The organism is Mesorhizobium sp. YL-MeA3-2017 (assembly GCF_030814575.1).
Taxonomy (GTDB): Bacteria; Pseudomonadota; Alphaproteobacteria; order Rhizobiales; family Rhizobiaceae; genus Mesorhizobium; species Mesorhizobium terrae.
The window spans coordinates 573,801-596,695 of sequence record NZ_JAUSVH010000001.1; the positions used below are offsets into that span (position 1 = coordinate 573,801).

Genomic DNA, 22,895 nt, shown 5'->3' on the forward strand with positions numbered 1-22,895 from the left:
GATCGCGTTTTTCTTTCAATCTAGACGGGCAAAAAGGGCTTGGGAAGCGGCGTGCCGCGGCTTAGACGGCTCACGACGATTACCCTGCGGAATGCAAGTTCCCGCCATGCCTAGTAGATGACAGGCTGTGGAGCGTGGGTTATTGCGCTGGGGGTGTCGGAGACTTGCCTCCGTACCTTGCGTCACCTTGCCTTTGCCTGCGATCCGGCAAATGATCGCGGAAAAGGGGCCGCGCGGCCGGGCGGTTCTTGACCAATACCTGGCCGGGAGGGAACGCATGAAGCAGCTCGGCGGCATCGATGCCACCTTTCTCTACATGGAGACGCCGGAAACGCCGATGCATGTCGCCGGCCTGACGCTCTACGAGCCGCCGGCCGATCTGTCCGGGACGTTCTACGACCACTTCAAGGAATTCTTCCTGACCCGCATGCATCTGGCGCCGATCTTCGAGAAGAGGCTCGCCCGCACGGTGCTGGAACTCGATCATCCGGCATGGGTCGATGCCGGCGACATCGACATTGCCTACCATTTGCGCCGCGCCACCTTGCCCGCGCCGGGCAGCTGGAAGCAGCTTGAGGATCTCGTCGGCGAGTTGCATTCGACGCTGCTCGACCGCTCGCGGCCGCTGTGGCAATTCACTGTCATCGACGGGCTCGAAGGCGGCAATGTCGCCATCTATTCCAAGATACACCACGCCGCCGTTGATGGCGGTGCCGGCATGGCGATCGCCGCCGCCCTTTACGACCTTTCGCCCCAGCCGCGGAAGGTGAAGCCGCCGGAATCGAAACCGGCGATGCGCAAGCCGACGATCGAGGAACGCGCGATCCTCGGCATCAACGACGTCGTGCAGAACGTGATGCGCCAGCACCTGAAGGCGATGGAGGCAGTGCCGCAGATGCTCGGCACCATGACCGATCTGCTCATAGCCAAGAGTGGCGAAGGCAAAGGCGGTGGCTTGCCCGGCATTCCCGACATTCTGGCGCCGAAGACACCGTTCAACGTGACCGTCACCGCCCAGCGCGCCTTTGCCGCGAGGGCCTTGTCGCTCGGTGACGCCAAATTCATCGCCAAGGCGACCGGCACCAAGATCAACGATGTGGTGATGGCGGTGAGTGCCGGCGCGCTTCGCGCCTATCTCCAGGATCACGAGGCGCTGCCGACGAAACCGCTGGTCGCCTTCGTGCCGATCTCCTTGCGCCAGCCCGGCGACATGGAAGCCTCTAACCGGGTCTTCGGCATGTTCTGTCCGATCGCCACCGAGCTTGCCGAGCCGCTGGAGCGACTGAAGGCAATCGCCAAGAACAGCGGCGATTCCAAGACCTTGGCCGGCACGGTGAAGGACGTTTCGCCCAAGGACTATACGCTGCTTGGCGCGCCGATCCTGTTTCCCGGCCTCGCCCAGCTCTACGGCCGCACCGGCCTTGCCGACATCATGCCGTCGACCACCAATCTGACGATCTCCAACGTGCCCGGTCCGCCCATTCCGGTATTCTGCGCCGGCGCCAAGGTGCTCGCGATGTTCCCGGTCTCGATCCCCGTCCACGGCATCGCTCTCAACATCACCGTGCAGAGCTATCAGGACCGGCTCGATTTCGGCATCACAGCCGACCGCCGTGCCGTGCCCGACGCAGACCACCTCGGCGACCTGCTGGTCACCGCCATGGCCGAATTGAAGGAAGGGGTCGAAAAGCTGCCGCCTCCACCGCCGAAACCGATCAAACACTGACCCTGCTACCGTTGCGGAAACCGGGAGCAATGTTGCAGTTTTGTGAACAAAGGGCCCATATTCTGCGTTGAGTGCAGCTGGAATCAATCGACAGGAGCCGTCATGGCCCACGCTGATACGCTGAAACCGCCTTCGCGACTGCTGTTCGCGCTGGAACTCAGGGCGCTGCCGGAGCTCGGCGGTTTCGTCGCCTCGCTGCCCCTGCTCACTGCGCTTGCGCCGCGCGGCGACGGCCATCCGGTCCTAGTCCTGCCCGGGCTGGTGACCAGCGACCGCTCGACGGTGGCGCTGCGCAGCTTCCTCAAATCGAAGGCCTACGCCGCCTATGGCTGGGACCTCGGCCGCAACTACGGCCCGCTGCCTGGTGTCGAGCGAAAGATGGTCGACCGCCTCAAGGCGCTGGCCGACAAGCATGGCCGCAAGGTCAGCCTCGTCGGCTGGAGCCTCGGCGGCATCTATGCGCGCCAGCTCGCCAAGATGCTGCCCGACGAGGTGCGGCTGGTGATCACGCTCGGCAGCCCGTTCAACGGCGACCCGCGTGCCACCAATGCCTGGAAGCTCTACGAGTTCACCTCCGGCCACAAGGTCGACGATCGCGAAGGCCATATGGGTGGCGCCATTTCGGAATCGCCCCCGGTGCCGACAACGGCGATCTACAGCCGCACCGATGGTATCTGCGCCTGGCAAGCCTGCATGGAAAACGACCTCCCGCACACCGAGAGCATCGAGGTGGAAGCGAGCCATTGCGGCCTCGGCCATCACCCCGCGGCGGTCTACGCAATTGCCGATCGCCTGGCGCAGCCCCAGGGAGAATGGAAACCATTCGACCGAAGCGGCTTCAAGAGCCTGTTCTTCCCCGATCCGAAGCGGAACTAGAGCGTTTCATATACCGCTCTGCGTGACGGCTCACTCGGCCGCCTGTTGTTCCGGCACGTCGTCCACGCGATTGGGATCGCCGGGCGCGGTTTCACAACCGAGATCCGGGAAAGCGACGACACGCCGGCCGTGGAAATCGGTGCGCAGCACGGCAAGGCCGCGCTCCTCGAAGAAGGACAACAGCCGCCGCGCCCGCCGTGCCGATTGCGTGCCATAGGCACGTGCCAACGCAGCGTCCGACGGACAGGGCGAACCGGTCACCGCCGCCTGGGCGACGATCAGGAACACGGCCTGCAAATCTTCCGGGACATCCGAGGACAATGCCAGTGCCTGCTGCCAGGCATCGCTTGCCGCGGTCGTTTCGTCGATGCCGGTCTTGGCAATAGCCAGCCGGCGCCGGAATGCGGGCAGGCCAAGTGGTTCGCCGGGCACTCGGCGAATACGGCACCGCACGAGAAAATCCTGATAGAGCAATGAATCGGCACGAAAAGCCGCGTCTGGATCCTCGACGATCTCCGCCAGGACTGCAGCGATGAGCACCTCGCGCTCAGCCTGATCGAACAGGGTCGGCGCCGGTTCCAGGGCTGCCGACTGTTCCGGCAGCGACCGCGACAACTGCTCCAGAATGTCGGCGGTCGGCGTCGGCGCCACGGGACGTGGCCGGCGCGCCGGCGGCTGCCGCAATTCTTCCGGGCTGGGGGTCAGGATCAGGCTCTGCACATCCTCGATCGCTTCCGGCAGCGGCGTCAGTTTCGGGCTGACGGAGCGCGCCGAGGTTTCGACCGCGCCGATGGCGACCGGCAGCGGCCGACGCGACATCGCCGGCCCCAGAGCCACGAAATGTCCACGCGCCAGGTCGCGGAACATCTCGGCCTGCCGCCGTTCCATGCCGAGAAGGTCGGCGGCACGCGCCATGTCGATGTCGAGGAAGGTGCGGCCCATCAGGAAATTGGAAGCCTCGGCCGCCACGTTCTTGGCGAGCTTGGCCAGGCGCTGCGTGGCAATAACCCCGGCGAGGCCGCGCTTTCGGCCGCGGCACATCAGGTTGGTCATCGCGCCGAGCGAGATTTTGCGCGCCTCGTCCGAGACCTCGCCGGCCACCGCCGGGGCGAAAAGCTGCGCCTCGTCCACCACCACCAGCACTGGATACCAGTAGTCGCGCTCGGCATCGAACATGCCGTTCAGGAAGGCGGCGGCGCCGCGCATCTGCTGTTCGACGTCGAGCCCTTCCAGATTGAGCACGACCGAGGCGCGATGCTGGCGGATACGGCCGGCAATGCCGGTCAGTTCGGCCTCGGTGCGCTGCGCATCGACCACGACATGGCCGAACCGATCGGCAAGTGTGACGAAATCGCCTTCGGGATCGATGACGACCTGCTGCACCCAAGGCGCGCTCTGTTCGAGCAGCCGACGCAACAGATGCGATTTTCCGGACCCGGAATTGCCTTGCACCAAAAGGCGCGTGGCCAGCAATTCCTCAAGATCGAGCGTGGCGGCCGCGCCCGACGCCGTCCCCATCTCGATGCCAACCTTCATTCAAAACCCCGGCGAAATTCCAGACATATGGAGCCGAGGTCTAGCACCATGATGGCTGCGATGCAGGGGCCGATTGGCGAAACCCACAGGAGAGGTGATCGTGCCCTATCCGGCAAACAGCGATGTATCGAGGTCGCTAGCCCTAGTCAGCCCGGCCAATGCAAGTGTCAGGTCGAACTCGGCGACGATGTTGCGGATAACCTCGCGCACGCCCGTCTCGCCGGCAAGCGCCAGGCCATAGACATAAGGCCGGCCGACCAGCACCGCCGCAGCGCCAAGCGCCAGCGCCTTGGCGACATCGCTGCCCGAACGAATGCCCGAATCGAGCAGGACCGGCAGCCCGCCCGCCGCGGCGACAACCGCCGGCAGCGCGTCCAATGTCGCAATCTCGCCGTCCACCTGCCGGCCGCCATGGTTGGAAACGACGATGCCGTCAACACCATGCTCCCGCGCCAGCCGCGCATCGTCGGCATGGCGAATGCCCTTGAGCAGGATCGGCAGTTTCGTCATGCCGCGCAGCCGGGCGATGTCGGACCAATTGAGGTCGGGACGCGAATAGGTGGCGGTGAAATGCGCGACGGCGGCGCGCATCTGCTGCATCGACAGGCCAAATTCCTTGCCTTTCCGACGCAGGCTGAGCGCCGTCGAGACGATGTCCAGGCCAGCGGGCTTCACGCCCGTATCAGGTGGACTGGCCGGGATCTTGGTGCGAAAAACCGGATCGCTGAGATATTGAGCAAGACCGAGCCCGCGCAGGAATGGCAGATAGGCCATGTCGAGATCACGCGGACGCCAGCCAAGCAAGGTCGTGTCGAGTGTGACCACGATCGCCTCGCAGCCGCAACGCTCGGCCCGGCCGACAACCGAACGCACGAAATCATCATCGCTCGACCAATAGAGCTGGAACCAGCGCGACGCATTGCCGATCGCCCCGGCCGCCCGCTCCATCGGCATCGAAGCCTGGTTGGAGAAGACGTAGCCGACGCCCTCAGCTGCCGCAGCGCGCGCCACCGCAAGATCAGCCTCCGGATGCACCATCTCCAAAACGCCGACGGGTGCCAGCAGGATGGGCGCGGAATGCCAGCGTCCGAACAAGGTGACGGAGAGGTCACGACTTGAAACGTCGCGCAGCACGCGCGGCGCGATCTGGCGCCGTTCAAAGGCGGCGCGATTGGCCCGCATCGTCGCCTCGCCACCGGCGCCGCCGATGATGTAGGCGGCGGCTTGCGGCGTCATCTTGCGGGCGGCAGCCTGTTCCAGCAGGTCGTGAGCCACCGGCACAGCCGGCCGCTTGCCGCCAGCGCCGGTGACGTAGATCTGCATCTGGCGCAGGCGGCCGGGTGCGACCGTGGCTCGCATGTCGTTCATGTTCTCCCCCACCAAGAGCGGCTGACAGTCCCGAGAAATAACCGATTTCAGCCAGATCAGCCCTGCGTTGCTTCGAACAGCTCGATCACATTGCCGGACGGGTCCATGCACAAAACCTGTCGTCCGCCAGGACCTTCGATCATCGTGTTCCGGAACTGCACGCCATCGCCTTCCAAAACCTTCACCAAGGCCGGCAGGTTCTCCACCTCGATGACGAACCTGTTCCAGCCGCCCGGTTCCGGCACTGTGCCATCCGGCATCGGCCGGGATGCGGAAGCATGGCGCCCCGCAAGCCAGAGCGTCAGATCACTCCGGTCGAGGATCGCCATGTTGGGGCCGAATTGCTGCCGCAACACGAAGCCCAGTCGCTTCGTGTAAAAATCGATGGAAGCATCGACGTCAGCGGCAAAGTAGCGGACGGTAGCCACCTACTTCTTCTCGTAGCCCTCGCGGATCTCGTCCATCGCATCCTTGATGCGGGCACGCAGGATGTCGACCGATTCCGTTCCGGACTTTTTGACGATCTCGGCCACTTCGCCGGCATTTTTCACCGCTGTCTCGAACGACTTGCGGGCGAAGTCCGCCTGCTTGGCTATGAATTCCTGCGGATTGCCGGGAGCACGGTAGTTTTGCGCCAGTTCGGTGATTTCGCGCAGCGAATCCTGCAACACCTCGCGCTGCTTGGCCATGACGGACGACGCGCCCGATGCGGTTGCCCTGGCCGATTTCTCCAGCGCCTCAAGGTTTTTGCGGTGATGACTGAGAATGGTCTCGACATCGACCTTCGGCATTTTCAGGTCGCGGCCGAGCTTGCTGAACATGTCCATGAAGGATTCGGTTTCGGGCTGCTTGGCCATGATCGTCTTCTCCTCCCTTGTTGCCGGCTCGATCGCCGCAGGGGTCAGAATAGACAACAGGGCACAACCGTCAATTGATCAGAAACAGTCGCTCGACCGTATAGAGCGCAAGACCGGCCAGGCCGCCGATGATCATGCCGTTGAAGCGGATATATTGCAGGTCGCGGCCGATGTTCATCTCGATGAGCCGCGTAAGCTGGCCGAGATCCCAGCGTTTGACCTGATCGGCGATGAACTTGGAGACGCTGCTCTTCTGGGTTTCGACGAAGGAGGCGAGCGCCACCACAAAGCCCTGGTTCATATCGGCCCTGATCTGCGGGTCGCTGGCGAGATGCCGCCCGACCTCGACGAACATATTGGCGAGATGGGCGCGGATCATGGAATTTTCCGACGCCGCGTCCTGCTCGATGAAACGACGCAGGCTTTCCCACATGTCGTGCGCCAGATCGCGGATTTCCGGCCTGGCGAGGAACCCCTGCTTCATCTGCTCGGCGCGCCGGGCATATTCCTTTGACGTGCGCAGCCGCTCGATGAATTTCCTGACGAAACGATCGAACTCCTCGCGCATCGGGTGGTCGGGATCCGCCCTCACCTCCTCGAGCAGCGAGCCCGCCGAAGCGACGATCTTCTTCAACAGATAGGCATCCGCGCGGAACAGGTTGAACAGCGACGGCAATTCCTCGCGGATCTTCTCGCGCATCACCGCCAGCGCCTGTTCGTCGGCGAGAAAACGACCGACCACCTTGGTGAACTCGTCGAACAGCTTCTGATGGCGGCGATCGTCGGTGAACGCCGAGAGCAGTTCAGCCGCCAGTGGCGCCACCTGCACCTTTTCCACCTGTTCCAGCATGCGCTGGGCAACGAAGTCGCGCAGGCTGGATTGTTCGATTGCACCCAGCGTCTGCGGCACCAATCGCATGACGAAGCGCGACAGGCCCGCCGCACGCTCCTCATGTGCGAGCCAGTCGGCCACCAAGGCTGCGAAATCCACCTCGTTGAGTTTCTCGCGCACCGGCCCCGGTGCCAGGAAATTGACCTCGATGAAGCGACCGAGATTGTCGGCGATGCGGGTCTGGTTCTCCGGGATAATCGCCGTGTGTGGGATGGGCAGGCCTAGCGGCCGCTTGAACAGCGCCACCACCGCATACCAGTCGGCGAGACCGCCAATGGTGGCGGCCTCGGCAAAGGCAGCAACGAAGGCGAGCCAGGGATGGCTGCCCTCCAGCGATTTCGTGACAAAGAACACGACCACGCACAGGCCGAGGGCGGCGGCCGCGACAAACTTCGTACGCTTCAGCGCCGCGAGTTTCACCTCGGCATCCTTGTCGCCTACCACGAAGCCCGTGCTCGCGACTGCATCCTGCTGCGACATTGACGGTCTATCCTGCATCCAACCTGCCCAAGCTTAGCATTCCCCTGCCCGAGCTTGGCAGCCCCACGCATACGATACGCAGTGTTTGCATAAACACATCACCGCATGTCGGTCGCCAACCGACCGAGTGCAAGGTCTCGAAAGGCGACGAAACCGTTTAGCCGCGCTCAAAATTACGCGTTCCACAACAACAGGTTGCCCGAAATTTTGCACCGCACCAAAGTTTTATGTTGCAGTGCACAATATTTGCTCCTATATGCTCGCCATGCTCCGGGTCGATCCTGACCGGAGCGCAACCCATAGCTCCTTAAGAGGATGGAATCGCCATGACCAAGACCGCCAAGACCACCGCCCCTTCGTCCACCTATTTTTCCTCGATCAAGTCCGCCTTCGAAACCGCCCAGTCGAAGCTTGAAGTTCCGGCTGCTGCCCGCGATTTCGTCAAGCGCGGCGCTTCGACCGCCAAGGAGCGCGCCGAGAGCGTGCACGGCGGTGTCGCCAAGCTGAACGACGGCGCCGAGAAGATCGCCACCTCCTTCGTCGTTGGTTACGCCAACTTCACCCGCGGCCTGCTCGACGCGACGCTGGCCAATGTCCAGCATGCGCTGACCACGGTCGAGAAGGTTGCCGGTGCGCAGTCCTTCAACGAAGCCGTCCAGATCCAGGCCGACTTTGTGCGTGAGAACGCTTCCGCCAACATCGAGCGCATTCGCGGCGCTGCCGAGACCGCCAAGACCACCGTTGTCGATGGCGCCAAGACCGTCCAGGCTGAAATCGGCAAGCTCTACACCTTCGACAAGAAGGCCGCCTGATCGACGCAGGCTTGCATTGAAGCCATCCGTGCGAAGCGAACGCTCCGCGTAAACCGGTTCTGATTTCTGTACGAGTGCAAGTCGCGTAACCAAGGCCCGCCCACAAGCGGGCCTTTTTCTTTGAGCGTCGCGAACACATGCCCATCAGCAAAAAGGCCGGGCTTGTGGCCCGGCCGATCGGTGGCGAACTACCACCGCAGTCTCATTCGAAGGCGCAAGGAATGCGCGCCCTCTCGGTTATTTCGAAGGCTTGATGCTCTGCACCGTCGCCTTGCCGGCGGCGTCCGTCGAATAGGTGATCAGCACCTTGTCGCCAGCTTTCAGCGAGGCGGCCTTGACGCCGGCCGGCAACGTCACCGACTGGCCGTTGTCGAGCGTGATCGAGCTGGTTGCGGCATCGACCTTCTTGATCGTGGCCTTCAGATCCTTGGCCATAGCGCCATTCACACCAGCAAGCGCGAACACAACGGCGGCAGCGGCAATGTACTTCCTCATGGGGGCAACTCCTTTTGTTGAGGCGTCGCGATCCTGAGGGGCCGACATCACAGGAACATTGCCGCTACTATACCGATTGGTAAGGTGGCCGGGGCCTACTTCACCACCAGCACGGGGATGGAGGAATGCGCCAGCACCTCGGCGGTCTGGCTGCCGAGCAGCACGCGCTCGACACCGCGCCGACCATGCGAGGCGATGACGATCAGATCGACTTTGCGCGTTGTCGCAGCGTCGAGAATAGCTTCGGCGGCGCGCTCGCCGGGCGCGTGGACGAGGTCGACTTCCACACCGACCTTCGCGGCCTCGGCCTTCACCGCCGCCAGGATCTTGTCGGCACCTTCCTTCTGGGCGGCGTTGAAGTCCTGCATGTCGGCTTCGGAGGGAACCCAGCCGGCGCCGATGGCAAGACCGGAGATCGGGAACGGCTCTGTCGCCGTAACCGCGGTCACCTTCGCGCCAAGCGCCTTGGCCAGCGCAAGCCCCTGCTTCACGCCCTTGCCGGCCAGGTCCGAACCGTCGGTGGGGATCAGAATATGCTTGTACATTGCAGTCTCCATTTGTCGCCTCAGCGTCACCCTTTCCACGTGGGGATGTGTTGACCGAGATCAAGCAGACACGCGGCGGATTAGAATGAGGCCAGCCCGCGGCAGTTGGTACTCACGACTGAAGGCTGTCGTGTTTGTGCAATGAAACCATGATGGAAAGTCCAGGGAACCGCCAGTCTTTCGACGAACCGGGCGGAGAGGTTCGCGCGATTTGGGTGCGCCCGGGAATGGCTTGGGGTGCCATGGACCACGCCCATTCCGGTCTCGTGACTGGCATGTTGCGATCCGGTCCGTTATGTGTCGCTGCCCGATCAACCGTAGGAGCACGTGATGTCGAACAAGAACATCGACCACGCTTTCACCGCACGCGGCAAAACCGGTCCCTCTTATGAGCCGACCTACGCTGGCGCTTTGTCGTTCATGCGCCGCAAATACACCAAGGACGTGAAGGGGGCCGATGCCGTCGTTTGGGGTATTCCGTTCGATGCCGCCGTCACCAACCGCCCCGGTGCGCGATTCGGGCCGCAGGCGATTCGCCGCGCCTCCGCCATCTTCGACAACGATCCGCAATATCCGTTTGCGCGCGAGTTCTTCGATCATCTCGCGGTTGTCGACTACGGCGATTGCCTGCTGGATTCGGGTAATCACCAGAAGACGCCCGGCATCATCGAGCGCGAGGCCGCCAAGATCCTGAAAAGCGGCGCGTTCCTTTTGTCGCTCGGCGGCGACCACTTCGTCACCTATCCGATCCTGAAGGCGCATGCAGCCATACATGGCCCACTGGCGCTGGTGCAGTTCGACGCGCATCAGGACACCTGGCCGGATGACGGCAAGCGCATCGACCACGGCTCCTTCGTCGGCCGCGCGGTGAAGGAAGGCCTGATCGACCCCGACCGGTCGATCCAGATCGGCATCCGCACGCATGCACCGGACACGTTCGGCATCAAGATCCTGCACGGCTACGAAGTCGAGGAGATGCGCGCCGCCGACATCGCCTACGCCATCGTCGAACGCACCGGCGGCCGCAAGACCTACGTCACCTTCGACATCGATTGCCTCGACCCGGCCTTCGCTCCGGGGACCGGCACGCCGGTAGCCGGCGGCCCGACATCCTCCAAGATCCTGTCGACCCTGCGGCTGCTTGGCCAGATCGACATGGTCGGCGCCGACGTGGTGGAGGTTGCACCAGCCTACGACCATGCCGATATAACGGCGATCGCCGGCTCGACCATCGCCATGCATTATCTCGGCCTGCTTGCTGAGAAGAAGGCGAGAGCCGAAGACAACAACAACCAAGCGCATACCGGCCAGGACATCTGACGTCCCGGCCACAAAACATCGGACCAGACAGGCAATGAAACCGAAAATCTTCATCGACGGCGAACACGGCACCACCGGCCTGCAGATCAGGACCCGGCTGGCAGGTCGCGGCGATCTCGAGATCATCTCCATTCCGGCTGAGCGCCGCAAGGAGACCGCGGCCCGCGCCGAGTTCCTCAACGCCGCCGATGTCGCCATCCTTTGCCTGCCCGATGACGCCGCCAGGGAAAGCGTGTCGTTGATCTCCAACGACACGACCCGGGTCATTGACGCCTCGACCGCCTACCGCGTGGCGGCCGGCTGGGAATATGGTTTCCCGGAAATGGACAGGGAACAAGCGCAGCGCATCGCCTCGGCGAAGCGTGTCGCCAACCCCGGCTGCTGGCCGCAGGGCCCGATCGCTACGCTGCGCCCACTCGTCGAGGCCGGCCTGCTGCCGGCCGACTATCCGGTGACCTTCAACGGTATCTCGGGCTATTCGGGCGGCGGCCGCACGATGATCGAAGATTATGAAGCCAAGGGCGAGAACGCCTCGGAGTTCACACCTTACGCACTGGCCCTGAAGCACAAGCATCTGCCGGAACTGAAGGCCTATGCGAAGCTCAAGCACGACGCATTGATGCAGCCGGCCGTCGGCAATTTCGCGCAGGGCATGATCACGGTGGTGCCGCTGCAACTTGGACAGTTGCATCACATCCCGACCGGCGCGGAACTGCACGCGGCCATCGCCGACCATTTCGCCGCCATCAAGGGCGGCGTGGTCGAGGTGGCACCCTATGAAGCGGTCGACCGCGTGCCGGAACTGAACCCGGAAGAGTACAACGACACCAATCGCATGAAGCTCTACGTCTTCGCCAACGATGCCCGCGCCCAGGCGCTGCTCGTCGCCGTCTACGACAACCTCGGCAAGGGAGCCTCGGGCGCGGCTGTGCAGAACCTCGATCTGATGCTCGGCCTCAACGGCTGATCTTTACTTCGGTACAAGAGCCTGGCCGCGCCATTGGCGCGGCCTCGATCCATCAGGAAAAATCCTCATGCAACCGCCTGCCTTGCCGGCGCGCTGGAATGTCAGCGAGCCCACCCTGATTGCCGAAACATTCTCAAGCCGTATCTGGAAGGTTAGCCAGACCAATGGCATGCCGGCCATCGTCAAGGCGCTGAAGGATTTCGACGACGTCGAGGACGAGTTGCGCGGCGCCCATCTTCTGGCATGGCGGCGTGGCGAAGGGCTCATCCGGCTGTTCGACAGCGAAGACAAGATGATGCTGATCGAATATGCCGGCGAGCGCCATCTCACCGCCGTATTGGACGACGTGGGTGATACAGCAGCCACTGAAATCGCCGCCGACGTGATGGCAAGGCTGCACGCTCCATCATCTCATGCCCTGCCCGGTGACCTGCAGCCGCTGCGGGATCGCTTTGTCAGCCTTTTTGCCAAGGCCGAGGCAGATCGGGCCGCTGGACAGAAAACTATCTATGTCGAGGGAGCCGAAATCGCCGAGCGCCTGTTGTCCGACCCGCTGGACGTGCGCCCGCTTCACGGCGACATCCACCACGACAACATCATCCAGTCGCCGCGCGGCTGGCTGGCGATCGATCCCAAGGGCATATTGGGCGATCCCGGCTTCGATGCCGCCAACATGTTCTTCAACCCGCTCGAGCGGGAAGCGCTGTGCGTCGACCCGGACCGGATCTCCACCATGGTGACGATCTTCTCGCGCACGATGCGGCAGGATCCCCGCCGTCTGCTCGACCACGCGATCGCATATGGTTGCCTGTCGTCGTCCTGGCATGCCGAAGACGGCAGCGATGAGGACGAGCGCCGCGAACTGGCAGTCGTTTCAGTCGTCCGCACTGTTCGCGATCATAATTTCTGAGGCCGGGCGTAGCGGTTCCGGCTCGCTCGCGCCGTGGTCTGGCTACCGGCGCCAAGCCTAGGACCGGACCACCACCTGGGTTTCCAGCGGATAAGCGCCCTTGGTGCCACGCCAATGCGCGGTTGCGAAGATCAGCACGATCATCGCGAAAGCCTGGTGTGTCAGCGCCACATCCAGCGGCACCATCATCAACAGCGTCGCGACGCCGATGGCCGCCTGCCCCAGCACCAGAACGAACAACAGCCAGGCGCGGCGCGCGTGGGTGCTGCCGGGTGCCGACCTGGTGGTCGCCAGCGCGTGCCATAGGGCTATCGCCAGTACCGTATAGGCGAACATGCGGTGCACGAACTGCACCGTCTTTGGATTTTCGAACAGATTGCGCCAGGCGGGATCCATGACGAACAGGTCACCCGGGATGATGGCGCCGTCCATCAGCGGCCAGGTGTTGTAGGTCAGGCCCGCATGCAGGCCGGCGACCAGCGCGCCGAGATAGATCTGGATCAACACGAGCAGCACCATGAGACCGGCGAAACGTTGCGCGCCGCGCCCGGCCGGCCGCTCCGAATAGCGAGCGACGCCGCGCGCAATATAGGTCACCGCCACGATGATGATGCAGGCGAGCGTCAAATGTGTCGCCAACCGATATTGGCTGACCGACACGCGCTCCGCCAACCCTGACGCAACCATCCACCAGCCGATGGCCCCTTGCAGTCCACCCAGGGCCAGGAGGCCGATCAGGCGCGGTTTCAGCCTACTTTCCAGCCGCCGCGTCACCCAGAACAGGACAAGCGGAACAGCAACCAGGAAGCCGACGCCACGGGCCAGAAGCCGGTGCGCCCACTCCCACCAGAAGATGCCTTTGAACTCGTCCAGCGACATGCCCTTGTTGACCTGCTGATACTGCGGAATCTGCTGATATTTCTCGAACTCTTCCTGCCATTCGGCCTGGTTGAGTGGCGGGATGACGCCATGGATGGGCTTCCATTCGGTGATCGACAGACCCGAGCCGGTCATGCGGGTGGCGCCACCCACCATCACCAACGCAAAGAGCGCCAGGAGCACGACATAAAGCCAGCCGCGAACCCATGCGCGGTTGCGCAACTCGCGATCCTGTTCGGCAGCCGGGGCTGCAATGTCGGCGGCGGAAGTCATGGCTTCTCCGAAGGCTAACGCATCGGCAGTGAAACCGGAATCGGTTTTCGGCAGGCACGATGCGCGGATTCAAAGCGCTGAAGCACCCTTTGCGCGTTCAAATGGACATGCTGCGCTCCAACGAGCGGTTAGGTGAACCATAGCGGCGAAACTGGCAAGACGAAGCAGCGCGGCACGCCGTCGCGCCGCTTAGCCTTGCCGGTTGCGCGCGGCCGACATTCGGCATAATCGAAACCACAAAGGATCTGCGCCATGCCCCTGCGTCTCAAGAAGCTGATCGGAACCGTGCTTTTGGTGGCGCTGGTCATCATCTACGCCATCGTCGCGACGATCGTCGCCGTGGCACAGCTCTCGGAATCCGGCCCCTTGGTCCACCTCGCTTTTTTTATCTTCAGCGGTCTGCTTTGGGTGCTGCCCGCCATGGGCATCATCAAATGGCTGATCCTGGAGCCGCGCCCGAAGAACTAACGGTCAAATCCAAGATTCATTTATCTTTTTGGCCTAATATTCAGGCTTCATAGCGCGCCCGCGTGATGCAGGCTCACTGCACGGCGCCAATGGGACGATGCAGGTATGGCGGACGCGACGGCGTCGGGGGACGGCAAGACTTTCGCGGCAACCGCGGCACCACATCAGGCGCCGGCGGTAGTGGCCACCGTTCAATCTGCCTCCGCCGAAGCGATCGCGTCCTACGGAGACTTCAGCCGGACCGCCCCCCATGCGCCGCCGCAAAGCGCGCTGTGGATACGACACTGGATCGACAATCTGCGCCCGGACGCCTTGATCGCCTGGCTGAAAACGGGCGAGCAGCCGCTGCTTGCCATGGCTCTGGAAGTCGAGCGCTCCGGGCCATTCAAGGTCGCCCGCTTTATGGGTGGACGTCACGCCAACGGCAACTTCCCTCCCTTTGCGCAGACATCCGACAGCCCCCTGGCCGCAGCTGACCTGAGCAGGCTCTTCGACGCCATCAAGAGAGCCCGTCCGGATATCGACCTGATCGCCCTGCAGCGACTGCAGCCTGACCTCGACGGGCTGGTCAATCCGCTGTCGGCGCTCCCCTCTTTTCAAAGCCCCAATCTGTCGCTGGCGGTGGATCTGAGCGGCGGCTTCGAGGAAGTGCTCGAGCGCACCAGCGGCAAACGCAAACGCAAGAAACACCGCTCGCAGGCCCGCAAATTCGAGACGGCGGGCGGTTTTTCCAGAATCGAAGCCCGGTCAGCGGACGAAACCCGTCGCCTGTTGGAAGCCTTCCTGGCCATGAAGGAACAGCGTTTCCGCAAGATGGGCATCGCCAATGTCTTCGGCGACCCGCGCGTGCGCGCTTTCTTCCATGCCCTGTTTGCGGAGGCACTCGACGAAGAGAAACCTTCCTTCGTGCTTCATGGGCTTGAAGTGGCCGGCAAGTTGCGCGCGGTGACCGGATCGAGCCACGCGCCGCGCCGGCTCGTATGCGAATTCGGTGCGATTCTCGAAGACGAGCTTTCGTCGGCAAGCCCCGGCGATTTCCTGTTCTTCGACAACATCCAGGAAGCCTGCGAACAAGGCAACGCCGTCTACGATTTCTCTGTTGGCGACGAGCCGTACAAACGACAATGGTGCGATATCGAAATCCTGCACCGGGACGCGATGGTGCCGCTGACGTTGAAAGGACGCGCCCTGGCTTCGAGCCTGCATCAGGGCGCGCGGGTCAAGGCCTTCATCAAGAACAGCCCGACCATCTGGAAATTCACCAAAGCTTTGCGCCGCAGGGCCGCGGGCCACGAACAGCCGGCGGCAACCTCGGAAGACTGAGACGCCCCTGCCCGTCCGCTACGCGGCCGAACGGCCGGAGACCGGCGCGCCTGGCGTGCCATGCCCGGCAGGCGTGACCAGGATCAGGTCCGGATAACCGCTCTCGATCAGTTTGACAGCGGCTTCGGTGATCGCCTCGCTCGGCTCCAGCACACTGACGAAAACCTCCGTCGCCTCGCCCACCAGCCGGCGGATGCCGTCCGCATCGGCCGGTCCGCATTCCACCACGACAAGGTCGTAGGCGGTGGTGAGCGACTGCATAATGATCGGCAACCGGTCGGCTGCCCGCATGGCGCGCATCGGGTCGGCGGTTCCGGCGGGAATCACATGGCAATCGGAATAGTGATCGGCATGGATGACGTCGCTGAATTGCGCTTCCGAAGCCAACAGGTTCGTGATGCCGGCATAGGCGCTGCTGTCGAGCAAGGGGCGCGAGGCGGCACCCGATGCGGTCAGATCCATCAGGAGCACACGCAAGCCGGCATCCGCGACCTCGCGGGCCACCAGGATGGAACTGGCCGCCGCTTCGTCACCCTCGGGCGAAACGAAGATCGCGCGTGCCGCGCCGCTGGTGATCAGCCTTTCGGCGGCCTTCTCGATGTCGATTTCTCCGAGCCCCGCATCGCTGGGTTCCGGTGCCTTTTCCTTCACAGCCGGCCTGCCGACCGCGGCATTCTCGATCAGGGCTGCCGCCTTGCGGACGGCGGCGGCGCGCTCGTCGTCGGAGGCCTGCAGGCGAGCAGCCGGCGCAGTCGTTTCCATCAGATCGCGTTTCGCCACCGGCGGCACGGGCCGATCATCGTCCCGAACGGCTGGCATGGGCACCTCTCTCACCGGTTCCGGCCGCGGACCGCTGGCCGGGCGCATCGCGCGGCCGGAGAACAATTCGCGAAGCAAGGTGATGATGGCCATGACCAGCAGCGACGCGGCAAAGGCGGCACCGACGATCGGCAGCATCTTGGGGAAATAGGGCTCGGTCGGAACGATCGCGCGCGAGAAAATGCGGGCGTCGACCGGCAGATAGTTGCGGTCCTGGCGTGACGATGCCTCGCGGTAGCGGGTCAGATAGGATTCCAGCAATTGGCGCTGGGCGGTCGCCTCGCGCTCCAGCGCGTTGAGTTCGACCTGTTCCTCGCCGGCACGGGCCGATTCGGCCTTCAACCGGTTGAGATCCGCCACGAGCTGGCTCTCACGCTCCTTGGCGGTATCGGCCTCGGTGACGAGACCGGCCAGCACTTTTTGCGCCTCGGTGCGAATCTGGCCATCGATATCGGCAAGCTGCGACTTCAGCGAGCGGATACGGGGATGGTTGTCGAGCAGCGTCGTCGGAAAGGTCTGCGATATCGCTCTTGATCTGCCCCTGCCGATCGCGCAGCCTCTGGATGGCGGCGGACGACATCACTTCCGGCAGCGAATCCAGGGAACCTCCGCTCTGGAGAGCCTTGCGCACGCCTTGCGCCGTCGCTTCGGCCGACGCACGGTTGGCGCGCACGCGCGACAGTTCGCTGGACATTTCCGAAAGCTGCTGGGTAGCCAGCACCGAATTGTTCTGGCCGATCAGCAGATCGGACTGCGCACGATATTCGGCTACTTTCGCTTCGGCGTCTTTCACGCGCTTCGACAGGTCAGCAATTTCCGGTGCCAGCCAGTCGGTCGCTTCCGTGTTCGATTGCAGCTTGGCACCGCGTTGCAAGGCGAGGTAGGCATCGGCGATGGCATTAGGCACATCGGCCGCCAGCTTGGGATCGCGCGACGAGAATTCGATGACGATAACGCGAGATCTTTCAACACGATAAACGTTGAGCTTCTCGTGCATCTTCTTGAGCACGCGCTCTTCCGGCGGAATCTCGTTTGGATCGCTCTTCAGCCCGGCCAGGATCAGCAACCTGCTGATCGACGACATCTTCACCGTCTCGTCGAATTCGGGCAGCGTGGACAGATTCAGCTGCTTCGCCACTTGCTTGAGAATGTCGGTCGATGAGACCACCTCGACCTGGCTGGTCACGCCTTCCTCGTCGAAAAGCGGCCGGTCGGCATCGTTGGTCGTGTTCGGACGGGTGAATACCGATTCACGCGCTTCGATCAAAAGCCGCGTTTCGGATTTGTAAAGCGGCGTCGTCAGCCATGCGAGCGCGAAGGCGAGACCCGCCACGATCAACGCAACCACGAGGATTCGAAGCCAGTTCCGCGCAAGACTTGCGAAGAGCTGCCTCAAATCGACATCAAGATCTGCTGCGCTGGACTGTACGCCTGACATGTATCCCGCTCCCATACTGGGTCGCATGCAAGGTAAACAACTATGGTAACTCACTGGTTAAGAGAACCGCCCGGCAATTGGGCCGGCGGAAGAGCGAAAGCAGACACCGCCGAGCCACCAATGCCGGATCGCCACCTTTTTCGCGCGCGGACCTTATTTCGGACCGCAGAACCGGCACTCCCTTTACCGGCCATTAACCCTAACAGACCGATAACAAGACTCGATCCTGAACGTCGCCGCACATCTGGCGACCACTCAAAGGTACGTGCCCAGCCATGAGATGTCCCGCCCCGCTCACTTGCGCATTGCTTGCGGTGTCGCTGCTGGCTGGCTGTTCCAGTTATCGCCCGACCCCAGCAGCTTTTCATGACGTGCTGACGCAACCCTACCGGCTTGGTGCCGGCGACCGGGTCCGCATCACCGTATTCGAGCAGGATGGGCTGACCAACACCTACAGCGTCGACCAGTCCGGCTACATCTCCTTCCCGCTTGTCGGCTCGGTGCCGGCCCGCGGCAGCACGGCGCAGCAGCTGGAAAAGGCGATCGCCGGCAAATTGCGCCAGGGCTACCTGCGCGATCCCGACGTCTCGGTCGAGATCGACCGCTACCGGCCGATCTTCGTGATGGGCGAGGTTGGCGCCGCCGGCCAGTATTCCTATGTACCGGGCCTGACCGTTCAGAAGGCGATCGCCATCGCCGGCGGCTTCTCCGCCAGGGCCAATCAATCAATGGTCGACGTCACACGCGACATCAACGGAGAGGTCATGACCGGCCGGGTGGTGACATCCGACCCGCTGCTGCCCGGCGACACGGTCTATGTCCGCGAACGTCTGTTCTGACAACGTGGCGCCTTCCTCCCTCCGCATCGTGCATTGCTTCCGTTCGCCCGTCGGCGGTATTTTCCGCCATGTGCGCGATCTGGCCGATGCGCAGGCGGCGGCAGGCCACATGGTCGGCATCGTCTGCGATTCGACGACGGGCGGTGCGCTCGAAGAAGCGCTCTTCGAAGACATGAAAGGGGTTCTGGCGCTCGGTGTGCATCGTACGCCGATGCAGCGCCACATCGGTCCCGGGGACGCGGCTTCGGCCTGGCGTACCTTCAAGATCATCAAGGAATTGAAGCCGGACGTGCTCCATGGCCATGGCGCCAAGGGTGGCGCCTATGCGCGTCTGTTCGGCTCACTGTTGCGGGTTTCAAGGTCTCGCGTGGCCCGCCTTTATTCGCCGCATGGCGGCAGTCTCCACTACGACGAACGCACAGCCACCGGAAAGCTGTTCTTCGCGCTTGAGTGGACGATGGCGTATTTCACAGACTATCTGCTGTTCGTGTCCGACTATGAAAGGCAGGCCTATCGCCGCAAGGTTGGCGAACCGCGTGTGCCCAACACGCTGGTCTATAACGGCCTGCGCGCCGCGGAATTCGAACCGGTGGTCTCGAAGGCCGATGCTGCGGATCTCCTCTACATCGGCATGATGCGCGACCTGAAAGGCCCAGACATCTTCATCGACGCGGTTGCCCAGGCCGAGATTCGCCTCGGGCGTACCATCAATGCGGTGATGGTCGGCGACGGCGAAGACCTGCCCCGCTACCGGTCCCAGGTGCTGCGCCTCGGTCTCGACGACCGTATCCAGTTCCTCGAACCGATGCCCGCCCGCGCGGCCTTCGCGTTGGCGCAGCTTGTCGTCGTGCCGTCGCGAGCGGAGGCGATGCCTTACATCGTGCTTGAAACGCTCGCGGCCGAAAAACCGATGATCGCCACCGCCGTGGGCGGCATTCCGGAAATCTTCGGGATCGGTTCCCCTGCCCTGACACAGCCCGACGCGGGCGTGGTTGGCGAGAAGATGAGTGAAGCCTTGGCCGACCTCGACGCCTATCGGGAAACCATGCCGCAACAGGCCGACTTGACCGCAAAATTCGGTGCCGACGTGATGGCTGCGCAGATCGAAAAAGCTTATTTCGCGGCGTTGGCCGGCTAATCACCCGGCGGAACGACTGCTCACGCGGCGGCTTCGGCGCGCTTCTGCTCGATCTGGCCGATCGCATCGACCACGGCATCGAAGGTCAGCATCGTCGAGGCATGACGTGCCTTATAGTCGCGCACCGGCTCCAGATATTTCAGATCGGCAAAACGCCCATTTGGCGGCGCGCCATTTTCCTTCAGCATCTTCAACATGGTGTCGCGCACGGCGCGCAACTCCTCGGCGGTAGCACCAACGACATTGGCGGCCATGATCGAGGACGAAGCCTGTCCGAGCGCGCATGCTTTCACATCATGCGCGAAATCGGTGACAATGCCGTCCTGCATCCGCAGATCGACGGTAACGGTCGAACCGCAGAGCTTCGAATGCGCCTTGGCAGTCGCATCGGGATGGTCGAGCCTACCGATGCGGGCGATATTTCCGGCAAAACCGAGAATTTTCGCATTATAGACGTCGTCGATCATAATCTTTCAATCCGCCGTGCTGGCACGATCATCGAATGCTGCTGGCGCATCTTTCATTCGCTCGGCACGACCATATATAATGCCTTGGGTCCGGTATCGACAAGGCGATGGGCTGTCGCGTCGTTCGGTCTCTTCTTCACGCCGCTTTCGGGCGGGAAGCCGGGTGGGGTTTCCGCTACCGCAAAAGGCAGTGGTCCGTTCAACTCGTTCCCTCTATGAAGGGAACTACGGGAGATGCCTTTCATGGATGCCGTCATCAAGAAGATCATGCCGACCTCGTCCTATATGGAGAAGCCGGTCACTGACCGTCCGAGCCAGGAAGAGGTCGAGGCAGCGGTGCGCACGCTTTTGCGCTGGACCGGTGACAATCCGGACCGCGAAGGCCTGGTCGACACGCCGAAGCGCGTTGCCAAGGCCTATCGCGAGATGTTCGGCGGCTACGACATGTGCCCGGCCGAGGAACTTGGCCGCACTTTCGAGGAGGTTGCCGGTTATGACGACCTCGTCATCGTCCGCGACATCAAGTTCCACTCGCATTGCGAGCACCACATGGTGCCGATCATCGGCAAGGCGCATGTCGGCTACCTGCCGGACGGCAAGGTCGTCGGCCTGTCGAAGATCGCCCGCGTCGTCGACATCTTTGCGCACCGCCTGCAGACGCAGGAGGCGATGACCGCCCAGATTGCCGGCGTCATCCAGGACGTGCTAAATCCGCGCGGCGTTGCCGTGATGGTCGAGGCCGAGCATATGTGCATGGCCATGCGCGGTATCCGCAAGCAGGGGTCGACGACCCTGACCTCCACCTTCACCGGCTCTTTCCGGGACAATCCCGAGGAACAGGTCCGGTTCGTTACCATGGTGCGCGCCGGCAGCGGAGCTTGATTCGCTTCGCCGGCTCCAGAATTTTCAGGATCCGGCCCAGGATTAGGCGATGACCGCTCTGCAGTTTTCCGAACCCTCCAAGGACAAGAGCCTGCTCGAGGAAGGCAGTGTGTTCACGCCGCGCTTCGATGCGGCAGGGCTTGTGACGGCTGTCGTCACCGACGCCGAAGACAGCACGCTGCTGATGGTGGCGCACATGAACGCGCAGGCGCTCGCCCTGACAATGGAAACCGGCATCGCCCACTACTGGTCGCGTTCGCGCAACGCCTTGTGGAAGAAGGGCGAGACATCGGGCAATTTCCAGCACGTTGTCGAGATCAAGACCGACTGCGATCAGGACGCCGTCTGGCTTCGCGTAAAAGTCTCCGGCCACGATGCAACCTGTCACACCGGTCGGCGTTCTTGCTTTTATCGGACGGTGGCGCTTGTCGAAGGCAAGGCAATACTTGCCAGAGATGGCTCCGAGCCGCTGTTCGATGCGCAGGAAACCTATCGGACGCCACGTTGACCATCCCGCCGGGACCAACTTCGCCCCGATTCACGATTTCGATACGGCCAATCTCTATATTGGTCGCGGGTTAGGGAGATTGTGATGCTCGAATGGGCGTCATTGCGTGGCAGGGGAATCGCTCGCGACGCGAATGATCCGTCGTCGTCCGACGGGGCGCCCGAATTCAAACATCCCAAGAAATGCGGAATTGCCCTCGCCCTCGGCGGCGGCGTGGCACGCGGCTGGGCCCATATCGGCGTGCTGCGGGCACTGGACGAAGTCGGCCTCGAAGTCTCGATGATCGCCGGCACCTCGATCGGCGCGCTGGTGGGCGGCTGCTACCTCGCCGGCAAATTGGACGAACTGGAAGAATTCGCGCGCGGCCTGACCCGGCGACGCATCTTCGGCCTGCTCGACATCAATCTCGGCGGCAGCGGCCTGTTCGGAGGCATGAAGCTGGATGCCCGTCTGCGCGAACATCTTGACGGTCTTCGTATCGAGGATCTCCCGAAACCGTTCGTGGCGGTCGCCACCGAAGTCAGGACCGGTCACGAAATCTGGATCACCCAGGGTTCGCTGGTCACTGCCATGCGGGCATCCTATGCCTTGCCTGGCGTCTTCGAACCGGTCAACTGCAACGGCCGCGTGCTGGCCGATGGCGCGCTGGTGAACCCGGTGCCGGTGTCGGTCTGCCGTGCCTACGAACAGCCGATGGTGGTGGCGGTAAACCTCCATTACGACCTGTTCGGCCGCGCCGCGGTGATCAAGCATAGCGCTGGCGAGTTGATGATACAGAAGGATGCGGCAAGGCCTACTCGGCACGACCCCAACGCCACCGCGCAGGGCACGAGGCTCGGCATCACCGGCATGATGGTCGAGGCGTTCAACATCATTCAGGATCGCATCTCGCGCGCCAGGCTGGCCGGTGATCCGCCCGATCTGTCGCTACAGCCCAAGCTCGGCCATGTCGGGCTCACCGAATTCCACCGCGCCGACGAGGCGATCCGGCTGGGTTATGAGGCAACCATGGCGCATGTCGATGAGTTGCGGCGGCTCCAGGCCGTCTTGGCCTGACCGGCTATCAATCTTGTCGGC

Annotated in this window: 22 protein-coding genes and 1 pseudogene; 13 read left to right on the forward strand and 10 right to left on the reverse strand. The window is 63.0% G+C overall.

Annotated elements, in window-relative coordinates; all coding sequences use genetic code 11:
• Window positions 1–277 precede the first annotated feature (277 nt).
• Together QFZ88_RS02655 and QFZ88_RS02660 are read left to right on the forward strand one after the other, a co-directional pair.
• On the forward strand, window positions 278–1,726 hold the full coding sequence (locus tag QFZ88_RS02655; protein ID WP_024925301.1) for a WS/DGAT/MGAT family O-acyltransferase: 1,449 nt from the start codon (window positions 278–280) through the stop codon (window positions 1,724–1,726).
• Window positions 1,727–1,828: 102 nt separating this feature from the next.
• The gene (locus QFZ88_RS02660) at window positions 1,829–2,602 is read left to right on the forward strand and encodes an esterase/lipase family protein (protein WP_024925302.1); all 774 of its coding nucleotides are present in this window, start codon (window positions 1,829–1,831) and stop codon (window positions 2,600–2,602) included.
• Between the two features lie 30 nt (window positions 2,603–2,632).
• On the opposite strand, the gene QFZ88_RS02665 is transcribed toward QFZ88_RS02660, so the two are convergent.
• From QFZ88_RS02665 to QFZ88_RS02685, 5 genes are all read right to left on the reverse strand, one after another.
• On the reverse strand, window positions 2,633–4,138 hold the full coding sequence (locus tag QFZ88_RS02665) for an ATP-binding protein (protein ID WP_024925303.1): 1,506 nt from the start codon (window positions 4,136–4,138) through the stop codon (window positions 2,633–2,635).
• 105 nt (window positions 4,139–4,243) lie between these two features.
• Window positions 4,244–5,506: an alpha-hydroxy-acid oxidizing protein gene (locus QFZ88_RS02670; RefSeq protein ID WP_024925304.1), complete on the reverse strand. Its 1,263-nt coding sequence runs from the start codon at window positions 5,504–5,506 to the stop codon at window positions 4,244–4,246.
• A 56-nt stretch (window positions 5,507–5,562) separates the two neighbouring features.
• The gene (locus QFZ88_RS02675; protein WP_024925305.1) at window positions 5,563–5,934 is read right to left on the reverse strand and encodes a VOC family protein; all 372 of its coding nucleotides are present in this window, start codon (window positions 5,932–5,934) and stop codon (window positions 5,563–5,565) included.
• Window positions 5,935–6,363 (reverse strand): phasin family protein, encoded by a 429-nt coding sequence (locus QFZ88_RS02680; protein WP_024925306.1) that lies wholly within the window; start codon window positions 6,361–6,363, stop codon window positions 5,935–5,937. It lies immediately after the preceding gene.
• A gap of 70 nt (window positions 6,364–6,433) precedes the next feature.
• Window positions 6,434–7,735, reverse strand: coding sequence for a DUF445 domain-containing protein (locus tag QFZ88_RS02685; RefSeq protein WP_024925307.1), 1,302 nt, complete (start codon window positions 7,733–7,735; stop codon window positions 6,434–6,436).
• 326 nt (window positions 7,736–8,061) lie between these two features.
• On the opposite strand from QFZ88_RS02685, the gene QFZ88_RS02690 reads away from it, so the two are divergent.
• Complete coding sequence (locus tag QFZ88_RS02690; protein WP_024925308.1) at window positions 8,062–8,547, forward strand: phasin family protein; 486 nt, start codon at window positions 8,062–8,064, stop codon at window positions 8,545–8,547.
• A 237-nt stretch (window positions 8,548–8,784) separates the two neighbouring features.
• Here the strand turns inward: QFZ88_RS02690 and QFZ88_RS02695 are convergent, their stop codons facing one another.
• Window positions 8,785–9,042, reverse strand: coding sequence for a DUF1344 domain-containing protein (locus tag QFZ88_RS02695; protein WP_024925309.1), 258 nt, complete (start codon window positions 9,040–9,042; stop codon window positions 8,785–8,787).
• Between the two features lie 95 nt (window positions 9,043–9,137).
• The gene (locus QFZ88_RS02700; RefSeq protein ID WP_024925310.1) at window positions 9,138–9,587 is read right to left on the reverse strand and encodes a universal stress protein; all 450 of its coding nucleotides are present in this window, start codon (window positions 9,585–9,587) and stop codon (window positions 9,138–9,140) included.
• Between the two features lie 330 nt (window positions 9,588–9,917).
• Between QFZ88_RS02700 and speB the strand changes: the two genes are divergently transcribed.
• From speB to QFZ88_RS02715, 3 genes are all read left to right on the forward strand, one after another.
• Window positions 9,918–10,907, forward strand: coding sequence for an agmatinase (gene speB, locus QFZ88_RS02705; RefSeq protein ID WP_024925311.1), 990 nt, complete (start codon window positions 9,918–9,920; stop codon window positions 10,905–10,907).
• 34 nt (window positions 10,908–10,941) lie between these two features.
• Entirely contained in the window at window positions 10,942–11,874 is a 933-nt protein-coding gene (gene argC / locus QFZ88_RS02710; RefSeq protein WP_024925312.1) for an N-acetyl-gamma-glutamyl-phosphate reductase, read from the forward strand.
• Between the two features lie 67 nt (window positions 11,875–11,941).
• The gene (locus tag QFZ88_RS02715; protein ID WP_024925313.1) at window positions 11,942–12,784 is read left to right on the forward strand and encodes an aminoglycoside phosphotransferase family protein; all 843 of its coding nucleotides are present in this window, start codon (window positions 11,942–11,944) and stop codon (window positions 12,782–12,784) included.
• Between the two features lie 57 nt (window positions 12,785–12,841).
• Here the strand turns inward: QFZ88_RS02715 and QFZ88_RS02720 are convergent, their stop codons facing one another.
• On the reverse strand, window positions 12,842–13,936 hold the full coding sequence (locus tag QFZ88_RS02720) for a COX15/CtaA family protein (RefSeq protein ID WP_024925314.1): 1,095 nt from the start codon (window positions 13,934–13,936) through the stop codon (window positions 12,842–12,844).
• A 252-nt stretch (window positions 13,937–14,188) separates the two neighbouring features.
• Here QFZ88_RS02720 and QFZ88_RS02725 point away from each other — a divergent pair, with 252 nt between their 5' ends.
• Both QFZ88_RS02725 and QFZ88_RS02730 read left to right on the forward strand, forming a co-directional pair.
• Window positions 14,189–14,404 carry a DUF2842 domain-containing protein gene (locus QFZ88_RS02725; protein ID WP_024925315.1) on the forward strand — a complete coding sequence of 72 codons (216 nt, stop codon included), beginning with the start codon at window positions 14,189–14,191 and terminating at the stop codon, window positions 14,402–14,404.
• Between the two features lie 105 nt (window positions 14,405–14,509).
• Window positions 14,510–15,727 (forward strand): GNAT family N-acetyltransferase, encoded by a 1,218-nt coding sequence (locus tag QFZ88_RS02730; protein ID WP_024925316.1) that lies wholly within the window; start codon window positions 14,510–14,512, stop codon window positions 15,725–15,727.
• A gap of 18 nt (window positions 15,728–15,745) precedes the next feature.
• On the opposite strand, the pseudogene QFZ88_RS02735 reads toward QFZ88_RS02730, so the two are convergent.
• A pseudogene (locus QFZ88_RS02735) lies at window positions 15,746–17,984 on the reverse strand (GumC family protein).
• A gap of 275 nt (window positions 17,985–18,259) precedes the next feature.
• Here QFZ88_RS02735 and QFZ88_RS02740 point away from each other — a divergent pair.
• Both QFZ88_RS02740 and QFZ88_RS02745 read left to right on the forward strand, forming a co-directional pair.
• Complete coding sequence (locus QFZ88_RS02740; protein WP_024925318.1) at window positions 18,260–18,823, forward strand: polysaccharide biosynthesis/export family protein; 564 nt, start codon at window positions 18,260–18,262, stop codon at window positions 18,821–18,823.
• Window positions 18,801–19,961 carry a glycosyltransferase family 4 protein gene (locus QFZ88_RS02745; protein WP_051504878.1) on the forward strand — a complete coding sequence of 387 codons (1,161 nt, stop codon included), beginning with the start codon at window positions 18,801–18,803 and terminating at the stop codon, window positions 19,959–19,961. The genes QFZ88_RS02740 and QFZ88_RS02745 overlap by 23 nt, the downstream gene beginning before the upstream one ends.
• A 20-nt stretch (window positions 19,962–19,981) precedes the next feature.
• Here QFZ88_RS02745 and QFZ88_RS02750 read toward each other — a convergent pair whose 3' ends face one another.
• Window positions 19,982–20,428, reverse strand: coding sequence for an iron-sulfur cluster assembly scaffold protein (locus QFZ88_RS02750; protein WP_024925320.1), 447 nt, complete (start codon window positions 20,426–20,428; stop codon window positions 19,982–19,984).
• Window positions 20,429–20,671: 243 nt separating this feature from the next.
• Here QFZ88_RS02750 and folE point away from each other — a divergent pair, with 243 nt between their 5' ends.
• The 3 genes from folE (at window position 20,672) to QFZ88_RS02765 (ending at window position 22,874) form a co-directional block, all read left to right on the forward strand.
• On the forward strand, window positions 20,672–21,310 hold the full coding sequence (gene folE / locus QFZ88_RS02755; RefSeq protein WP_024925321.1) for a GTP cyclohydrolase I FolE: 639 nt from the start codon (window positions 20,672–20,674) through the stop codon (window positions 21,308–21,310).
• 49 nt (window positions 21,311–21,359) lie between these two features.
• Entirely contained in the window at window positions 21,360–21,818 is a 459-nt protein-coding gene (gene hisI / locus QFZ88_RS02760; protein WP_024925322.1) for a phosphoribosyl-AMP cyclohydrolase, read from the forward strand.
• 84 nt (window positions 21,819–21,902) lie between these two features.
• The gene (locus tag QFZ88_RS02765; RefSeq protein ID WP_024925323.1) at window positions 21,903–22,874 is read left to right on the forward strand and encodes a patatin family protein; all 972 of its coding nucleotides are present in this window, start codon (window positions 21,903–21,905) and stop codon (window positions 22,872–22,874) included.
• Window positions 22,875–22,895 lie beyond the last annotated feature (21 nt).